Source organism: Bradyrhizobium sp. USDA3010 (genome assembly GCF_056429065.1).
This window is the reverse complement of sequence record NZ_JBWJZD010000001.1, coordinates 33,038-48,136: the sequence shown is the minus strand read 5'-3', so window position 1 is coordinate 48,136 and position 15,099 is coordinate 33,038. Positions and strand designations below refer to the sequence as shown.

Annotated in this window: 10 protein-coding genes and 1 pseudogene; 7 read left to right on the top strand and 4 right to left on the bottom strand. The window is 65.1% G+C overall.

The annotated features are described in order from the left end of the window. Positions 1-102 precede the first annotated feature (102 nt). The 3 genes from AC066Y_RS00195 (at position 103) to AC066Y_RS00185 (ending at position 6,190) form a co-directional block, all read left to right on the top strand. Positions 103-2,790, top strand: coding sequence for a sensor domain-containing protein (locus AC066Y_RS00195; protein WP_478272150.1), 2,688 nt, complete (start codon positions 103-105; stop codon positions 2,788-2,790). A 352-nt stretch (positions 2,791-3,142) separates the two neighbouring features. Further along, positions 3,143-4,666 carry an ABC-F family ATP-binding cassette domain-containing protein gene (locus AC066Y_RS00190; RefSeq protein ID WP_478272149.1) on the top strand — a complete coding sequence of 508 codons (1,524 nt, stop codon included), beginning with the start codon at positions 3,143-3,145 and terminating at the stop codon, positions 4,664-4,666. A 57-nt stretch (positions 4,667-4,723) separates the two neighbouring features. Next, entirely contained in the window at positions 4,724-6,190 is a 1,467-nt protein-coding gene (locus AC066Y_RS00185; RefSeq protein WP_478272148.1) for a glycerol-3-phosphate dehydrogenase, read from the top strand. A gap of 7 nt (positions 6,191-6,197) precedes the next feature. On the opposite strand, the gene AC066Y_RS00180 is transcribed toward AC066Y_RS00185, so the two are convergent. Next, entirely contained in the window at positions 6,198-7,427 is a 1,230-nt protein-coding gene (locus AC066Y_RS00180; protein ID WP_478272558.1) for a tetratricopeptide repeat protein, read from the bottom strand. Positions 7,428-7,777: 350 nt separating this feature from the next. Between AC066Y_RS00180 and AC066Y_RS00175 the strand changes: the two genes are divergently transcribed. From AC066Y_RS00175 to AC066Y_RS00160, 4 genes and pseudogenes are all read left to right on the top strand, one after another. After that, entirely contained in the window at positions 7,778-8,449 is a 672-nt protein-coding gene (locus AC066Y_RS00175; RefSeq protein WP_478272147.1) for a hypothetical protein, read from the top strand. Between the two features lie 282 nt (positions 8,450-8,731). Then, positions 8,732-9,831, top strand: a pseudogene (locus tag AC066Y_RS00170) (ABC transporter ATP-binding protein). Further along, on the top strand, positions 9,828-10,742 hold the full coding sequence (locus tag AC066Y_RS00165; protein ID WP_478272146.1) for an ABC transporter permease: 915 nt from the start codon (positions 9,828-9,830) through the stop codon (positions 10,740-10,742). The pseudogene AC066Y_RS00170 and the gene AC066Y_RS00165 overlap by 4 nt, the downstream one beginning before the upstream one ends. Continuing rightward, a complete protein-coding gene (locus AC066Y_RS00160; protein WP_478272145.1) occupies positions 10,742-11,557 on the top strand; it encodes an ABC transporter permease in 816 nt (271 codons plus the stop codon). Before AC066Y_RS00165 ends, AC066Y_RS00160 begins: the two co-directional genes overlap by 1 nt. 63 nt (positions 11,558-11,620) lie before the next feature. Here AC066Y_RS00160 and AC066Y_RS00155 read toward each other — a convergent pair whose 3' ends face one another. From AC066Y_RS00155 to AC066Y_RS00145, 3 genes are all read right to left on the bottom strand, one after another. Continuing rightward, positions 11,621-12,472, bottom strand: coding sequence for a carbohydrate ABC transporter permease (locus AC066Y_RS00155; protein ID WP_176533664.1), 852 nt, complete (start codon positions 12,470-12,472; stop codon positions 11,621-11,623). Beyond that, positions 12,469-13,338 (bottom strand): carbohydrate ABC transporter permease, encoded by an 870-nt coding sequence (locus AC066Y_RS00150; RefSeq protein ID WP_092123532.1) that lies wholly within the window; start codon positions 13,336-13,338, stop codon positions 12,469-12,471. Before AC066Y_RS00150 ends, AC066Y_RS00155 begins: the two co-directional genes overlap by 4 nt. A gap of 198 nt (positions 13,339-13,536) precedes the next feature. Continuing rightward, positions 13,537-14,922, bottom strand: coding sequence for an ABC transporter substrate-binding protein (locus tag AC066Y_RS00145; RefSeq protein WP_478272144.1), 1,386 nt, complete (start codon positions 14,920-14,922; stop codon positions 13,537-13,539). Positions 14,923-15,099: the final 177 nt, after the last annotated feature.

The window sequence follows — 15,099 nt, the reverse complement described above, 5'->3', positions numbered from 1 at the left end:
ATTGCCGTACATTAAGTGGCATTTCCAGGTTGCATCCCTGCGCGTTTACCCGATCCAAACCGCCAGAGCCGGACACTCGCCCCGGTAATCCGCGGGTGATTGATGGCTGGCAGGAAGTGGCAGGCGGGCGGGAAGAATTCGATTCCGGCAAGGGCCGTCCTTTGCCTGATCGCGGCCGTCGTGCCGGTCGGTGCAGCCCGGGCCGCCTCCGCCGCCTTCGCCCCGTCGACCTATCTTGGTGACCTCGATCCCGGCGTGGTCTGGGAGCTCCTGATCGGCAGCGTGGTGGTTGCGTCCTTCCTCGGCGCGGTCGGGCTGTGGATCCTTTCGGCCCTGCGCAAGGCCAAGCGCGCGCAATTGCGGCGCAACGCCTTCGTGTCGTCCGCCCTCAACCATCTGAACCAGGGCGTGGTGATGACCGATGCGCGTGAGCGCATCGTGTTCTGCAACGACCGCTATCTCGACATCTACGGCCTGTCGCGCGCCGACATCAGGCGCAACATGACCGGCACCGAGCTGTTGGAGCTGCGCCGCGACCGCGGCGTGCTCGACATCAGCGCCGAGGATTTCTTCGCCAGGGCCGCAGCGCCCGATGGGCTGGTCACCGAACTGCCCGGCGGCCGATCGGTGCTGGTGAAATATTTTCCGCTGCCGAACGGCGGCTCGGTCGCGACCCATCTCGATTGCACCGACCAGCGCAAGCTGTCGCGCAAGCTCGCCTCGACCACGCAATTCCTCGAATCCGTGCTCGACAACGTCCCGGTCTGCGTCGCGGCCAAGAACATCGAGGACGGCCGCTACATCTTTGCCAATCGCGCGTTCGAGCGCTTCTCGCGCTTCTCGCGCGATCACATCGTGGGCAAGCGCGCCGACGAGATCTTCCGTCCCGAGACCGCCGTCAGCATCGACACCGCCGACCGCGCCGCGCTGGACGCGCCGGAAGGTTATCACCGCAGCGAATTCTTCGTCGAGCGCGGCTCGGAGAAGCGCATCCTGGCGTCGAACCGCGTGATCGCCCGCAACGAGGCCGGCGATCCGGAATTCCTGATCGCGCTGTTCGAGGACGTCACCGACCGCCGTTCGCTGTCACGCGAGCTCGAGAACAACAGGAAATTCCTCGAGCTTGTGGTCGACAACATCCCGGTCTCGCTGATCGTGCAGCGCGTCAGCGACGGCCGCTACCTGCTGGCGAACCGCAGCGCCGAGACGATCCTCAACCGCCGCCGCGAGGACGCCGCCGGGCTCACCGCTTCCGACATCTTCAATGCGCGCGAAGCCAAGCTGATCGTCGCCCGCGACGAGGCTGCGATCCGGAAGCGCAGCATGATCGCCGAGGAGCACCCGATCTCGACCAAGGACGGCCTGCGGCTGTTCCTGACCCGCCGCATGACCGTGCTCGACGACCATGGCGAGCCGCAATATCTGATCAAGACCCATGAGGACGTCACCGACCGGCGCCAGACCGAGTCGCGCATGGCGCACATGGCCTATCATGACGGCCTGACCGATCTGCCGAACCGCGCCGCCTTCCTGCAGGCGCTGACCCAGATGATCGAGGCCTGCGACGGCACCGACGAGGAGTTCGCCGTGCTCTGCGTCGACCTCGATGGGCTGAAGGAGATCAACGACGTCTACGGCCATGCGATGGGCGACAAGGTGCTGATCGAAGTCGCGCAGCGCTTGCAGACCGTGGCGCGCGGCGGCGTGGTTGCGCGGCTGTCCGGCGACGAATTCGGCCTCATCATCGACGGCCAGCAGCCGGCCGCCGGCATTGCGCTGGCCGAGCAGGCCGCCGAGGCGTTGGGTGAGGATTTCGCGATCGACGGCAAATCGGTGCGCACCGGCCTCACCACCGGCATCGCGGTGTTCCCGCACAACGGATCCGACGCGGCCTCGCTGCTGGCCAATTCGGGCGCGGCGCTGTTCCGCGCCAAGGCCAAGTCGCGCGGCACGATCTCGATCTTCGAGCCGGAGATGGACCAGCAGATCCGCGATCGCCGCGTGCTGCATCAGGAACTGTCGGTCGCGATCAAGAACGGCGAATTGTCGCTCTACTACCAGCCGCAGGCGGCCACCGGCGCGAGCGTTGCGGACAGCCAGATCATCGGCTTCGAGGCGCTGGCGCGCTGGCACCATCCGGTACGCGGCTTCGTGCCGCCCAGTGACTTCATTCCGCTCGCGGAAGAAAGCGGCCTGATCGTCGAGATGGGCGAATGGATTTTACGCGAAGCCTGCCGTGAGGCCGCCTCCTGGGCGGTGCCGATGCAGGTCGCCGTGAACCTGTCGCCGGCGCAGTTCACCCATGGCGACCTCGTCGGCCTCGTGCATTCGATCCTGCTCGAGACCGGGCTGACGCCCGATCGCCTCGAGCTTGAAATCACCGAGGGCGTGCTGATCGAGGATTTCGACCGCGGCCTGTCGCTGCTGCGGCGGCTGAAGGCGCTCGGCGTGCGCATCTCGATGGATGATTTCGGCAGCGGCTATTCCTCGCTGAGCTATCTGCAGGCGTTTCCGTTCGACAAGATCAAGATCGACCGCGCTTTCGTCATCAATCTCGGCCGCAATCCGCAATCGGCCGCGATCGTCCGCGCGGTCATCGATCTCGGTCACGGCCTCGAAATGTCGATCGTCGCCGAAGGCGTCGAGACCGAAGCGCAGCTCAGCTTCCTCTCCGAAGAAGGCTGCGACGCGGTGCAGGGCTATCTGATCGGTCGGCCCGCCCCGATCGGTCAATTTGCCGCGCTGGTCGGCGGCGACCTGCTCGCCGAAACCGTGCGCAGGGCCGGTTGAATCGGCCTGAACCGCCGAAGCGGCCCGGCGGCTGCCTTGCCATCTGTTGCGCGTCCGGCTAAATCTCGGCCCACCACATCATTTCAGCCGAGAAAGGAGGGCTGCGTCGTGGCGAGATTCACCGATCCCCACCTCAAGCGTGGCCCCGTCAACGCCCTGCAAATGCGTTTGCAGGGCTGACCGGAAACTCGGACAAAATCTCTTCCTGGTCTGCCCTTCGTGGCCGTGCGGCGTCGAACCTTTGAGCGTTCGCGCCTGCATTTGAATCCCTCGCCGCGCTTCGACACGCGCATCCGATGCTGGCTGGACGCCGCGGGATGTCGTGATTGCCGGCAAGACCAGAGAACTGATCGTGACCCTCATCAATGTACGCAATCTCGGCGTGACGCTGAACGCGCCGCTGTTTTCCGAACTGAATTTTGTCGTCAATGCCGGCGACCGGATCGGCTTCGTCGCCGCCAACGGCCGCGGCAAATCCACGCTGCTGCGCTGTATCGCAGGCAGCATGGAGCCCAATGAAGGCGACATCACCCGCGCGCGTGGCCTGACCGTCGGCCATGTCGAGCAGGATGCGCCGCCGAGGCTGCTCGATACCCCGTTCCATGCGGCCGTGCTCGAGGCACTACCCGGCGAGCAGCGCGCCAGCGAGGGCTGGCGGGTCGACGTCGCCTTGCAATCGCTGGAGGTGCCGGAGGAACTGTGGGCGCGACCGCTCAAGCAACTGAGCGGCGGTTGGTTACGGCTTGCGCTGCTCGCACGTGTGCTGGTGACCGAGCCCGATGTGCTGCTGCTCGACGAGCCGACCAACCATCTCGACCTCGCCAAGATCGGCCGGCTTGAGGGCTGGTTGAACGCGCTGCCGCGCGAGATGCCGGTGGTGATCGCAAGCCACGACCGTGCCTTCCTCGATGCGACCACCAACCGGACGCTGTTCCTGCGCCCGGAACGGTCGCAGCTGTTCTCGTTGCCATACACCGCGGCGCGCGCGGCGCTCGACGAATTCGATGCCTCGGACGAGCGGCGCTTTCAGCGCGACATGAAGGCCGTCCGGCAACTCCGGCAGCAGGCCGCCAAGCTCAACAACCTCGGCATCAATTCCGGCAGCGACCTTCTGTTGTCGAAGACCAGGCAATTGAAGCAACGTGCCGAGAGACTGGAGGAGACCGCGAAACCGGCGCATGTGGAACGCTCGGCCGGCACGATCCGGCTCGCCAAGCGCGACACCCATGCCAAGGTTCTGATCAGGTTGAACAACGCCGCGATCGGCACCCCGGACGGCCGGCCGCTGTTCAGGACCGGCCAGCAGTTCATCTGCAAGGGCGATCGGATCGCCCTGCTCGGGCCGAACGGCGCGGGCAAGACCCGGTTCGTCGCGGCGTTGCGGCTGGCGATCGAGGACGCGGAGGCGGCAGCCGCGGAGATCAGGGCCACCGAGTCGCTGGTGCTTGGCTATTGCGACCAGGCGCTGGCCGATCTCGCCGATAGCGACACGCCGATGCGCATGCTGACGCGGCGCTTTGCGGTCGGCGATCAGCGGGCGCGTGGCCTGCTTGCCGGTGCCGGGCTCTCGATCGAGATGCACGGCCGTCCGATCGGGCGGCTATCGGGCGGGCAGAAGGCCCGTCTCGGCATGCTGGTGCTTCGGCTCACCCAGCCGAACTTCTATCTGCTCGACGAGCCGACCAACCACCTCGACATCGAGGGCCAGGAGGCGCTGGAGGACGAACTGATGGAGCAGCGGGCCAGCTGCCTGCTGGTGTCGCACGACCGCCAGTTCGTGCGCACGGTGGCCAACCGGTTCTGGGTGATCGAGGGCAAGAAGCTGATCGAGGTCGATGGACCCGAACATTTCTTTGCCTCGGTTGGCGCCGGCTGATGCATTTTCTCCGCGAACACATATTCCGTTCGCATGGAAATGCGATAGGCGTTGCGCATGGCGGACTATGACGTCGCGATCATCGGCGGTGGCCTGAACGGCACGAGCATTGCGCGTGATGCGGCCGGCCGCGGCCTGCGCGTGATCCTGCTGGAGCAGGCCGATCTCGGCTCCGGCGCGTCGCAGGCCTCGCCGCGGCTGGTCCACGGCGATCTGGCCGGGCTGGAACGGCGCGAGTTCTTCCGCGTCCGCAGGGCGCTCAGGGAACGCGATGTGTTGCTGCGCATCGCGCCGCATCTCGTGCGGCCGGCGCGCTTTGCGATCCCGGCGCATGCCGAGGAACGGCCGCCGTGGCAATTGCGGTCGTTGCTGCTGCTCTACGAGCGGTTGGCCTCGCGCAGCGGCCTGCCGCGCTCGACGACGCTGGATGTCACCCACCATCCGGTCGGCAATGCGCTGAAGCGGCCGTTCGGAACCGCGTTCGAATACTCCGACTGCGTCGTCGACGATTCCCGTCTCGTCGTGCTCACCGCGGTCGATGCCGCGGCGCGCGGCGCCGATATCCGCACCGGCGCGCGCGTGACCCGGGCCGAGCGCGGCGAGACCTGGCGGCTGGTCACGATCGACCGCGGCTATCGGCGGGTGATCACGGCGCGGTCGCTGGTCAACGCGACCGGTGCATGGACCGCCTCCGTCGCCGACACCGTGTTGCGCGTGCCGGCACCGCAGCTCGCGACGGTGCAGACTAGCCAGATCGTGGTGCGCCGCCTGTTCGACTGCGACAACGTCTATGTGTTCCAGAACACCGACGGGCAACTGATCTTCGCCAGTCCCTATGAGCGCGACTTCACCCTGATCGGCAGCATTAGCCGTCCCTTCACGGGCGACCCTGCCATTGTTGCGATGGGGGTGCGTGAAGTCGCCTATCTCTGCGATGCCGCCAATCGTTACTTTCGCGAGCAGATCGCGCCAGCCGATGTGCTGCGAACGATTTCCGGCGCCAATTCCGTCATCGCTCCCGCGCGCCGGCGCATCAGCGATGGTGCCTCATCGCTTGATTATAGGCGCGGCAAGGCACCGCTGCTCACGATCTTCGGCGGCGACGTCACCACGGCGCGGCGCCGCGCCGAGCGGGCGGTCTCGGAGTTCACGCGGTTCTATCCGATGACGCCGCGCTGGACCGCAACAGTGCCGCTGCCGGGCGGCGAATTCGCGTGGCAGCGCTTTGAGACCGAGGTCGACATCGCGCGCGACCACTGGCGCTTCCTAGGCGAGGCGCAGGCGCGGCGGCTGGTGGCCGCCTACGGGCTGAATATAAAGGACATCCTGGGCGACGCGAAGCAGAAGGCCGACCTCGGTCCGGCCTTCGGCCCGGAGCTGACTGGGGCGGAGGTGCGTTATCTCATGCGCAAGGAATGGGCGCGCTTTCCCGACGATATCCTGTGGCGACGCTCCAAGCTCGGCCTGACCATGCCGCAAGCCGATCAGGATGCGCTTGCGGCGTTCATGGCGAAGGCGGATTGAGGTTCGGCTATTGCCGCGCCGCCTCCTGCGACCAGGCGAGGTCACGCTTGGACGGACGGCGATGCAGCCGCTCCGAGATCAGGCTCGTCGCTTGCCGGCCTTGACCCGCGCGCAGGCACGCGACGATGAAGGTGTCCTCCCACAATTCGCGTTGCGCATGGCTGCCGCCGATCCGCACCAGCTCGGGCATCAGCGGCGCAAGGATGCGCACGGCGCGCTCATGATCGCCGGCAGCGAAGGCGGCAACGCCCCGGCCGAGCCCGATCGCGGCAGGGCCGGGTGGCAGTTTGCCGTCGGCGTCGCGCGCCGCCATCTCGGCCAGCCGCGTCTCCAGCGCATCGTTGTTGGTCGTGGCCGCGACCAGCGCATGGTGCACATCGGCGAAATGCGCGCCGGCCTTCGGGAAGTAGCCGTCGCCATAGGCGGCGACATCCTTCCAGTGCGGCTCGAGGCCGGTCTTGCCGGCGACCGACAGCCGCCACAGCAGCGAGGCCGTGTCGGTATAGATATTGAGCGGCGGATAGGGCCGATCCGCCGGCTTGATGTGCTGCTCGTAGATGTCGAGCGCGCTGTCGGCGTCGCTTTCCTCGATCGCGATCAGAGCGAGGTGCCAGGCGAGATGTCCCTGCAGGAAGCTGGTGCGATCATTTGCCGGCAGCCATGCGGAGAGGAAGCTGCGGCCTTCCGCCGCGTCGCCTTGCTCGAACAGCGCATGCGCCACCGCGTGCGCGGCGCCGGCGTTCTCCGGCTTCAACGCATAGCCGCGCTCGGTGATGGCGCGGCCCGAGACGACGTCGCCGGCCTCGGTCTTGGACCAGCCGAGATAGGTGAGGAACCACCAATCGTCGCCATAGTCGCTGGCGTAGCGTTCGGAGATCGCGAGCCGCGCGGCGTCATGGTCGGGCCGGCCGGAGAAGGCGTAGAGGCCGAAGGCGCCGAGCAACAGCGACAGCACCTGCGCATCGCGCGGATATTCGGTGAGATGCTGTTCGGCTGCTGTCATCGCCTTCTTGCCCTGGCCCTCGATCACGGACGCGATGATCTCGATGTGCTGGCGCTCGCGCGGGCTCGCGGCCGCCGCCAGCTGCCGCGCATCGTTCGCCTTGGCGCGGGCCTTCGCGCCCTCCATGTTGAGCTGATGCACGCGGGCACGGCCGAGATGGGCCAGCGCGAAATCGGGGTCCTCGGCGATCGCCGCCTCGAACGCGGCATCGGCGCCGTGCAGCGCCGCCAGCATGCGATCGACGCCGTCGACATAATACGCGGCGGCGCGGTCGGAATCGGTCGTCAGCGGCAGGCCGTAGCGGTCGCAAATCATCGGTTGTCCTCCCGAATTCGGCCGCGAAGTCTAGGGCATGTGCTGATAAAGGCAACGAGCCTCGTCGGGGCTTACGTCTGCTTAGCCTTCAACAACATCGCAAGAGCGGCCATCGCCGGAGGTCCGAGTTGGGCCACAAGCCGACTTGAAAACTTGCCAGTAACTATCCATCAAAAGGCGCGAATAATCTCCATTAAGCAAGCATAGATAGCAGCCTTGTTTTTCGATACGGTTGCTGAAATCGGTCGCCGACGTACCTTCGAGGTTCTATGCACACCGACTACAGCGATATCCGCAGCCGCATACCGGAAGAGCCATCGTGGTTTGATGAGTTCGCGGTTCCTCGATATGGCCCGTTCAGTCCAAGTGCGATGGGAAACATTTACGCACGCGAAGCAGTCTTGGTCCTTGCCGCTTGTCAAGGATGTGGCCGCCACTTCAGGCTGGCAATGTCATTCCCTTACTATAAGAGTGATCCCGATCTAGCGACAGCTATCTGCAACAGATCCTTGCACTATGGCGACCCTCCCAACATCGGTTGCTGCGGCGTAGGGCCGACGATGGGCGTCGTTGAACTGGAAGTGCTGGAATATTGGTGGCGTGTGGGCGGCGGCCAATGGACGCGCGAAGCGTCTTTCGAAGTCGGGGTTGTGTCGATGCCGGACGATCCACGTTACGAAACTTACTTTGACCGGGATCGCAATCCCGAGTACGGCTTGTCTTTCGGGGCCATACCGCGCGAACCAAGCGGCGCGAAGTTCGACGAGCTATCGGAAGAATTGTTGGCTCGCTATCCGGCAGCGACCCGGGAAGCGACAGATGCCGCGCTGCGTTCCGTCTGGCGAGAGCGTCTCTTTGCAAAGAAGTGCCTCCAACTCGCTGAAGACGTGATTGCGGATTTTCAATGGCCTGCTATTCGGCCAAACGGAAGCGAGGTTTAAGGGTCCGCTTCGGGTCAAAAGCAATAAGGTTGAGATTGAACAAGTTTCTTCCGGTTTGTACCTCAAAGCCGGCGCAACGCGTTGATGAGTACACGCCCTGGCAGAGGCGCGGAGGTCGACAATATTGCGGGAGATGTCCGTGAGGCGGTTGAGCCGGTGGCGATCCGCCGCTAGCTTGCCGCCAGGATTGGACCTTGCGGGGAATCGGGGCTTCTTGACGTGACATCGGGCGAAGCGAGTGCGGAGGCGGCAAAGCCGTTGCCTGAACCGGCCGTCTCGGACATGCCGCTGCTGCGGATCGAGGGCGTCGCCAAGTCGTTCGGCAATTTCCGCGCGGTCGACCGGCTCTCGCTCGACATCCGTGCCGGCGAGTTCTTCGCGCTGCTCGGCCCGAGCGGCTGCGGCAAGACCACGCTGCTCCGTATGCTCGCGGGCTTCGAGACCCCGGACGAGGGCCGCATCCTGCTCGGCGGCAATGACATCGCCCAGGTGCTGCCGCACGAGCGGCCCGTCAACATGATGTTCCAGAACTACGCGCTGTTCCCGCATCTGTCGGTGCGCGACAACATCGCCTTCGGCCTGAGGCGCGCCGGCATGGCGCGTGGCGACATCGCGACCCGCGTTGCCGAGATGGTGGCGCTCGTCAAGCTCGAGGGGCTCGAGAAGCGCAAGCCCGACCAGCTCTCCGGCGGACAGCGACAGCGCGTCGCGCTGGCGCGCTCGCTGGCGCGCCGCCCGCAGGTGCTGCTGCTCGACGAGCCGCTCGCCGCGCTCGACAAGAAGCTGCGCGAGAGCACGCAAGGCGAGCTGATGGAGCTGCAGCGCCGGCTCGGGATGACCTTCATCATCGTCACTCACGATCAGGAGGAGGCGATGACGATGGCCGGCCGGATCGGGGTGATGGACGCCGGCCGTCTGGTCCAGGTCGCCACCCCGCGCAATCTCTATGAGGCGCCGGCGTCACGCTGGACGCCGGGTTCGTCGGCGACATCAATCTGTTCAACGGCCAGGTTGCCGCCCGCGAGAATGGACGGTTGACGGTCTCGACCGCGGAAGCAGGCACGCTCGCGGTCAGCGAGCTGTGGCCGCCGGTGACCAAGGAGGTCGTCAGCGTCGCGATCCGCCCCGAGAAGGTCAAGCTGTCGCGCCGCGCACCGGCCTCGGACGCGGGCGCATCGCAGACGATCAACCGGCTGGAGGGCGTCGTCACCGACGTCAACTATCTCGGCGGCGTGACGAGCTACCGGGTGAAGCTGGAGACGGGCGCGGTGGTGCGCTCGTCGATGGCCAACACCGCGCGGCTCGATGTCGACGCCTATCTCGCCGGCCAGCGGGTGGTGGCGTGGTTCACCGCCGACGACTGCCTGGTGCTCGAGCAATGAGCGCGCGCCGCATCTTCGCCCGGCCGGCGCGGCTCGCCGCGATCGCGCCCTATCTCTGGATGGTGCTGTTCTTCCTGGTGCCGTTCGGCTTCGTGCTGAAGATCAGCCTGTCGCAGACCGCGATCGCGCAGCCGCCCTACACGCCGGTGTTCGATTTCACCGCGGGCCGCGCGGCGCTGGCGGCTGCGTTTGCGCAATTGTCGTTCGACAATTTCCGCCTGCTGCTGCAGGACAATCTGTACATCCTGTCCTATCTGCGCAGCCTCGTCGTCGCCGTGACCTCGACCCTGATCCTGCTGCTGATCGGCTATCCCATTGCCTACGGCATGGCGCGGCTGCCGCAGCGCTGGCAGGGCGTGGCGATGATGCTGGTGATCGTGCCGTTCTGGACCTCGTTTTTGATCCGGATCTATGCCTGGATCAACATCCTGCAGCATGACGGCCTGCTCAACCAGATCCTGCTGGCGCTGCACATTGTGTCCGCGCCGGTGGTCTGGCTGTCGACCGACAGCGCGATGTATCTCGGCATCGTCTACTCCTATCTGCCGTTCATGATCCTGCCGCTCTATGCGACGCTCTCGAAGATGGATGCGTCGCTGCTTGAGGCCGCGGGCGATCTCGGCGCTTCGCCGCTGCAGGCGTTCTGGCTGGTGACGTTCCCGCTGTCGCTGCCGGGCGTCGGCGCCGGCGCGCTGCTCTGTTTCATTCCGATTGTCGGCGAGTTCGTGATCCCCGATCTGCTCGCCGGCTCCAACTCGCTGATGATCGGGCAGACGCTGTGGCTCGAGTTCTTCACCAACAAGGATTGGCCGGTGGCGTCAGCCGCGGCGGTCGCATTGTTGCTGCTGCTGGTGCCGCCGCTCGTGCTCTACGACCGCCTGCAGCGCCGCCAGCTCGAGAGTAATCGCTGATGGCTGGCAACGTCACGAGGTTGACGCGCTTCAACATGACGTCGCTGGCGCTCGGGCTTGCGTTCCTCTATCTGCCGATCGTCATCCTGGTGATCTACTCCTTCAACGCCTCGCGGCTGGTGACGGTGTGGGGCGGCTGGTCGCTGCGCTGGTACCACGAGTTCTTCAGCGATCGCGCCATGCTGGAGGCGGCGTGGATGAGCCTGTCGGTCGCCGCGGTGTCGGCGACGCTGGCGACATTGCTGGGCACGCTGGCGGCGGTCGGGCTGGCGCGCGGCGAACGGTTCCGCGGACGGGCGCTGTTCTCCGGCATGCTGTATTCGCCGCTGGTGATGCCGGAGGTGATCTCCGGCCTGTCGCTGCTGCTGCTGTTCGTGGCGCTGAATGCCGAACGCGGCTTCTGGACGGTGACGATCGCCCACACCACGCTGACGATGTGCTTCGTCACCGTCGTGGTGCAGTCGCGCCTCACCGCGCTCGACCGCAGCCTGGAGGAGGCCGCGATGGACCTCGGCTGCGATCCGGTGCGCGCGTTCCTGCTGGTGACGCTGCCGCTGATCGTGCCGGCGATCATAGCCGGCTGGATGCTGGCCTTCACGCTGTCGCTCGACGACGTCGTGATCGCGAGCTTCACCACCGGTCCCGGTTCGGCGACGCTGCCGATCCGGATCTATTCGGAGGTCCGGCTCGGCGTGAAGCCTGAGATCAACGCGATCTGCACCCTGGTGATCGCGCTGATCGCGGTGATCATCGTGGTCGCCTCGTTCGCCTCGAAACTGTCGAGCGCGCGCGGCGAGAGCGCCGCGCCGCTGTAGATTCTTGTTTGACGCGTTTTCTTCACGCGAACCGGTGTCCACTTCGCTCGAAAACGCTCTGCCTCACGACTTGACGGCGCCGGCGGTCAGCCCGCCGACCATGTAGCGCTTGAAGGCGTAGTACACCGCGGCCGGCGGCAGCGCGTAGATGAAGCCGGTGGTCATCAACAGCTCCCACGGCGAATCGTCGGCGGCGAGGAAGTTGCCGAGCGCGACCGGCAGCGTGATGTCGGTGTCCTTCGACAGCAGCAGGAACGCGTAGAGATATTCGTTCCAGGCGAGCAGGATCGCATAGGTGCCGACCGCGACCAGCGACGGCATCATCAGCGGCACATAGACCAGGCGGAACAGCTGCAGCGTGGTGGCGCCGTCCATCGTCGCGGCCTCGTCGAGCTCGACCGGCAGCTTGTCGGACGCCTGCTTCAGCACCCAGATCGCGTAGGGCGCGGCGATCGTGACCATCGCCAGAATCAGCGACCAGTGATTGTTGAGCAGGCCGTAGGTGCCCATGGTGCGGTACATCGGCACGGCGAGGAATGCCGCCGGGATGAAGTAGGTGAACAGCGCTAGGTTCATCACGGCGCGGCCGCCCGGCACGCGCAGCCGCGAGATCGAGAATGCCGCGGCGGTGGCGACGAACAGCGTCAGCGCGCCGACGGCCAGCGCGATCACGGCCGAATTCCAGAACTGGATCCAGAAGTCGCGCAGGAAGTAATGCTGCTGGTGGAATACGATCGAGAAATTATGCAGCGTCGGATGCGTCGGCCACAGCTTGCCGGTGAACGCGTCCTCCTTCGGCGAGATCGCGAACACGAACATGTGGTAGATCGGAATCATGGTCCAGATGAAGACCGGGATGCCGATCAGCAGCAGCTTGGCTTCGGTGCCGACTTCGCGGAGGGTGGGCAGCTTCATCGCGACAACCGTTTCATCATGTAATAGACCAGCGGCAGCACGAACGGCATCGCGCAGACGATCGAGGCCATCGCCAGCGAGAGCTGGTCGAGCCTGAGATAGCGGATGCCGAGGGTCGACAGCACGTGGGTGAGGTCGGCGGGCCCGCCGCCGGTGAGCAGATAGACGCTGTTGAAGTCGCCCAGCGTCCAGATCATCGAGAGCAGCGTGCAGGTGATGTAGAGCGTCTGCATCGACGGCCAGGTGATGTAGCGGAACTTCTGCCACCAATTGGCGCCGTCGACGTCGGATGCCTCGTACAGATCGTGCGGGATGGCGAGCCGTCCGGTTAGCAGGATCAGCGTCCAGAACGGCAGCGACTTCCAGATGTGCACGCCGATCGCCATCGCGAGCGCGACCGCCGGATCATTCAGCCAGTTCGGGCCGTCGTCGCCGGTGAACTTGAAGATCAGCTGGTTGACCACGCCCCATTCGGGATTGAGCATGAAGCGCACCGACAGGATGGTCGGGATCGACGGCACCGCCCAGGGCAGGATGAAGATCACTGACAGCCACCTGATCCAGGGCCGCTGCTGGGCGAAGAAGCCGGACAGGAACAGCGCGATCAGCATCTTGATGTTGATGCCGATGACCAGGAAGATCAGCGTGTTGACCGCCGCGCGCGCGAAGATCGGGTCGTTGTAGAGCGCGACATAGCTTGACGGATGACGCGCCAGCCACAGGCCGTAGCCGACCGGATAGACCACGAAGGCGAGGAAGACGAGCAGATAGGGCACGAGCAGCACGATGCCCCACACCTGCGGCGGCGACAGCCGCGCCGACAGTGGCGGCGAGGGGACATCGGATGCGGAGAGCGTGATCGCCATTCGGTTACTCTGGGAAGGAGATGCCGGACGCAACCACGCTGTCGTCCCGGCGAAAGCCGGGACACATAACCACAGGTCCCGGTCGTTGCGCGAAAGTCGTCGACCAGCATACTCCAAAACTGCTGCCGCGGCGTATGGGTCCCGGCTTTCGCCGGGACGACACGGAGCAAGTGTCGGCAGTGCCGGTCATCGTTTACGTTACCCCGCGACCTGCTTGATGCGGGCGATCAGTTCGTCGACGGCCTTGTCCACCGGCACCTTCTCGCTGACGACGCGGTTCATGGCCTTGGCCCAGACGTTCTCGTTGTTCAGGATGGTGAACTTCCAGTTCTTGGTAAAGTCGAACGGCGCGGTGCCGCCGGTGAACTGATTCCAGACCGCCTTGCGATGCCGGTCGGCCTGCCAGAACGGGCTCGCCTGGCTGGCCTTGGTCACCGGGAACCAGCGGCCGAGCGCACCTTCGATATAGGGCCGGACGTTGTCTTCCTGCATCAGGAAGCTGATGAACTGCTTGCCTTCCGCCTTGTTCTTGGCGTTGGCGAAGATCAGCCCGGTCTTGACGTCGGAGCGGTACCGGATCGTCGAGCCGTCCGGCGCCTTCGGGAACGACGCCGTGATGATGTCGTGCTCGTAGGCCTGCTTGCCGGCGGCACGCTGCGCGTCGGTCAGCGCCGGGTTGGTCGAATCCTCGAACCACTTCGCCGCGATCGAGATGGTGAAATTGTGGGTCATCACGATCGTCTTGTTGTGGAAGGCGACGTTGTTGTCCGGGTCCTTCCAGGTCGTCGAGGAGGGCGGCGTGCAGCCCTTGATGTAGGTGTCGGTATAGTCCTTCAGCGCGTGGATCAGGCCGTCGCGCACCTTGGGATCGTCGACCAGGAGCTTGCCGTCGTCGTCGACCAGCTTGACGTGATAGGCGTCCATGAAGGTGTAGAACGACTGGAACGAGTCGGTGGATTCCACGCCCATCGGCTGGCCGACGCCGTAGATGCGCTGGCCGGTCGCCTTGCGGATCGCCGGCTGCACCTTGTCGCACCAGAACGTCCAGTAATCCTCCCACTTGGTCGGGATGTCATCGGCCTTGAAGCCGGCCTTCTCCAGCATGTCGCCCCAGATCTGGACGTGCATGCTCTGCTGCTTGAGCGGGAAGCCGTAATAGGACTTCTTCTTGGTGACGTCATTGTAGAGCAGCGCCGCTTCCAGCGTGTTCGGCGCGAAGGCGTCCTTCATCGGCAGCATGATGTCGGACAGGTCTTCGAGCTTGCCCTCGAAGGCCCACTTGCCCTGCGCCTGCACATCGTAGGTGTCGGAATAGGCGACGTCGGGCACGGTGCCGGAATCCAGCGCGGCGACGGTCTTCGGAATCATGTCCTGGATCGCGTATTGCGACAGTTCGACCTTGATGCCGGTCTTGGCTTCGAATTTCTTGATCGTATCGAGCAGCGCGTCGTCTTCGGACTTGTAGAATCCCTTGCCCCACCAGACGGTGATCGTCTTGCCCTGGGCCAGAGCGGGTGCAGTTGCGGCGAACAGGCCGACCGCAGCGACCGCAATTGATAGCGCACCGATAACCTTGGATCTCACGTTCTTCTCCCCTCATGAGGCCGGCTTTTTTAACCGGTTGGGGAAAACACTAGCGCATGCCCGTGACCCGATAAAGATGCCGCGTCGACGACTTCTGTAGGGGGCTCGCGGGAGAGCGTGGATCAGTCCCGCTGCATTGATGCGGAAAGTGAATGGATCGATCAGTTCGACCTTGGT

What these genes read in the sequence shown, in the direction of transcription:
- AC066Y_RS00195 (WP_478272150.1), top strand. Translation starts at nt 103, where the DNA reads ATGGCTGGCAGGAAGTGGCAGGCGGGCGGGAAGAATTCGATTCCGGCA.
- AC066Y_RS00185 (WP_478272148.1), top strand. Translation starts at nt 4,724, where the DNA reads ATGGCGGACTATGACGTCGCGATCATCGGCGGTGGCCTGAACGGCACG.
- AC066Y_RS00180 (WP_478272558.1), bottom strand. Translation starts at nt 7,427, where the DNA reads ATGCTGGCGGCGCTGCACGGCGCCGATGCCGCGTTCGAGGCGGCGATC.
- AC066Y_RS00175 (WP_478272147.1), top strand. Translation starts at nt 7,778, where the DNA reads ATGCACACCGACTACAGCGATATCCGCAGCCGCATACCGGAAGAGCCA.
- AC066Y_RS00165 (WP_478272146.1), top strand. Translation starts at nt 9,828, where the DNA reads ATGAGCGCGCGCCGCATCTTCGCCCGGCCGGCGCGGCTCGCCGCGATC.
- AC066Y_RS00160 (WP_478272145.1), top strand. Translation starts at nt 10,742, where the DNA reads ATGGCTGGCAACGTCACGAGGTTGACGCGCTTCAACATGACGTCGCTG.
- AC066Y_RS00155 (WP_176533664.1), bottom strand. Translation starts at nt 12,472, where the DNA reads ATGAAGCTGCCCACCCTCCGCGAAGTCGGCACCGAAGCCAAGCTGCTG.
- AC066Y_RS00150 (WP_092123532.1), bottom strand. Translation starts at nt 13,338, where the DNA reads ATGGCGATCACGCTCTCCGCATCCGATGTCCCCTCGCCGCCACTGTCG.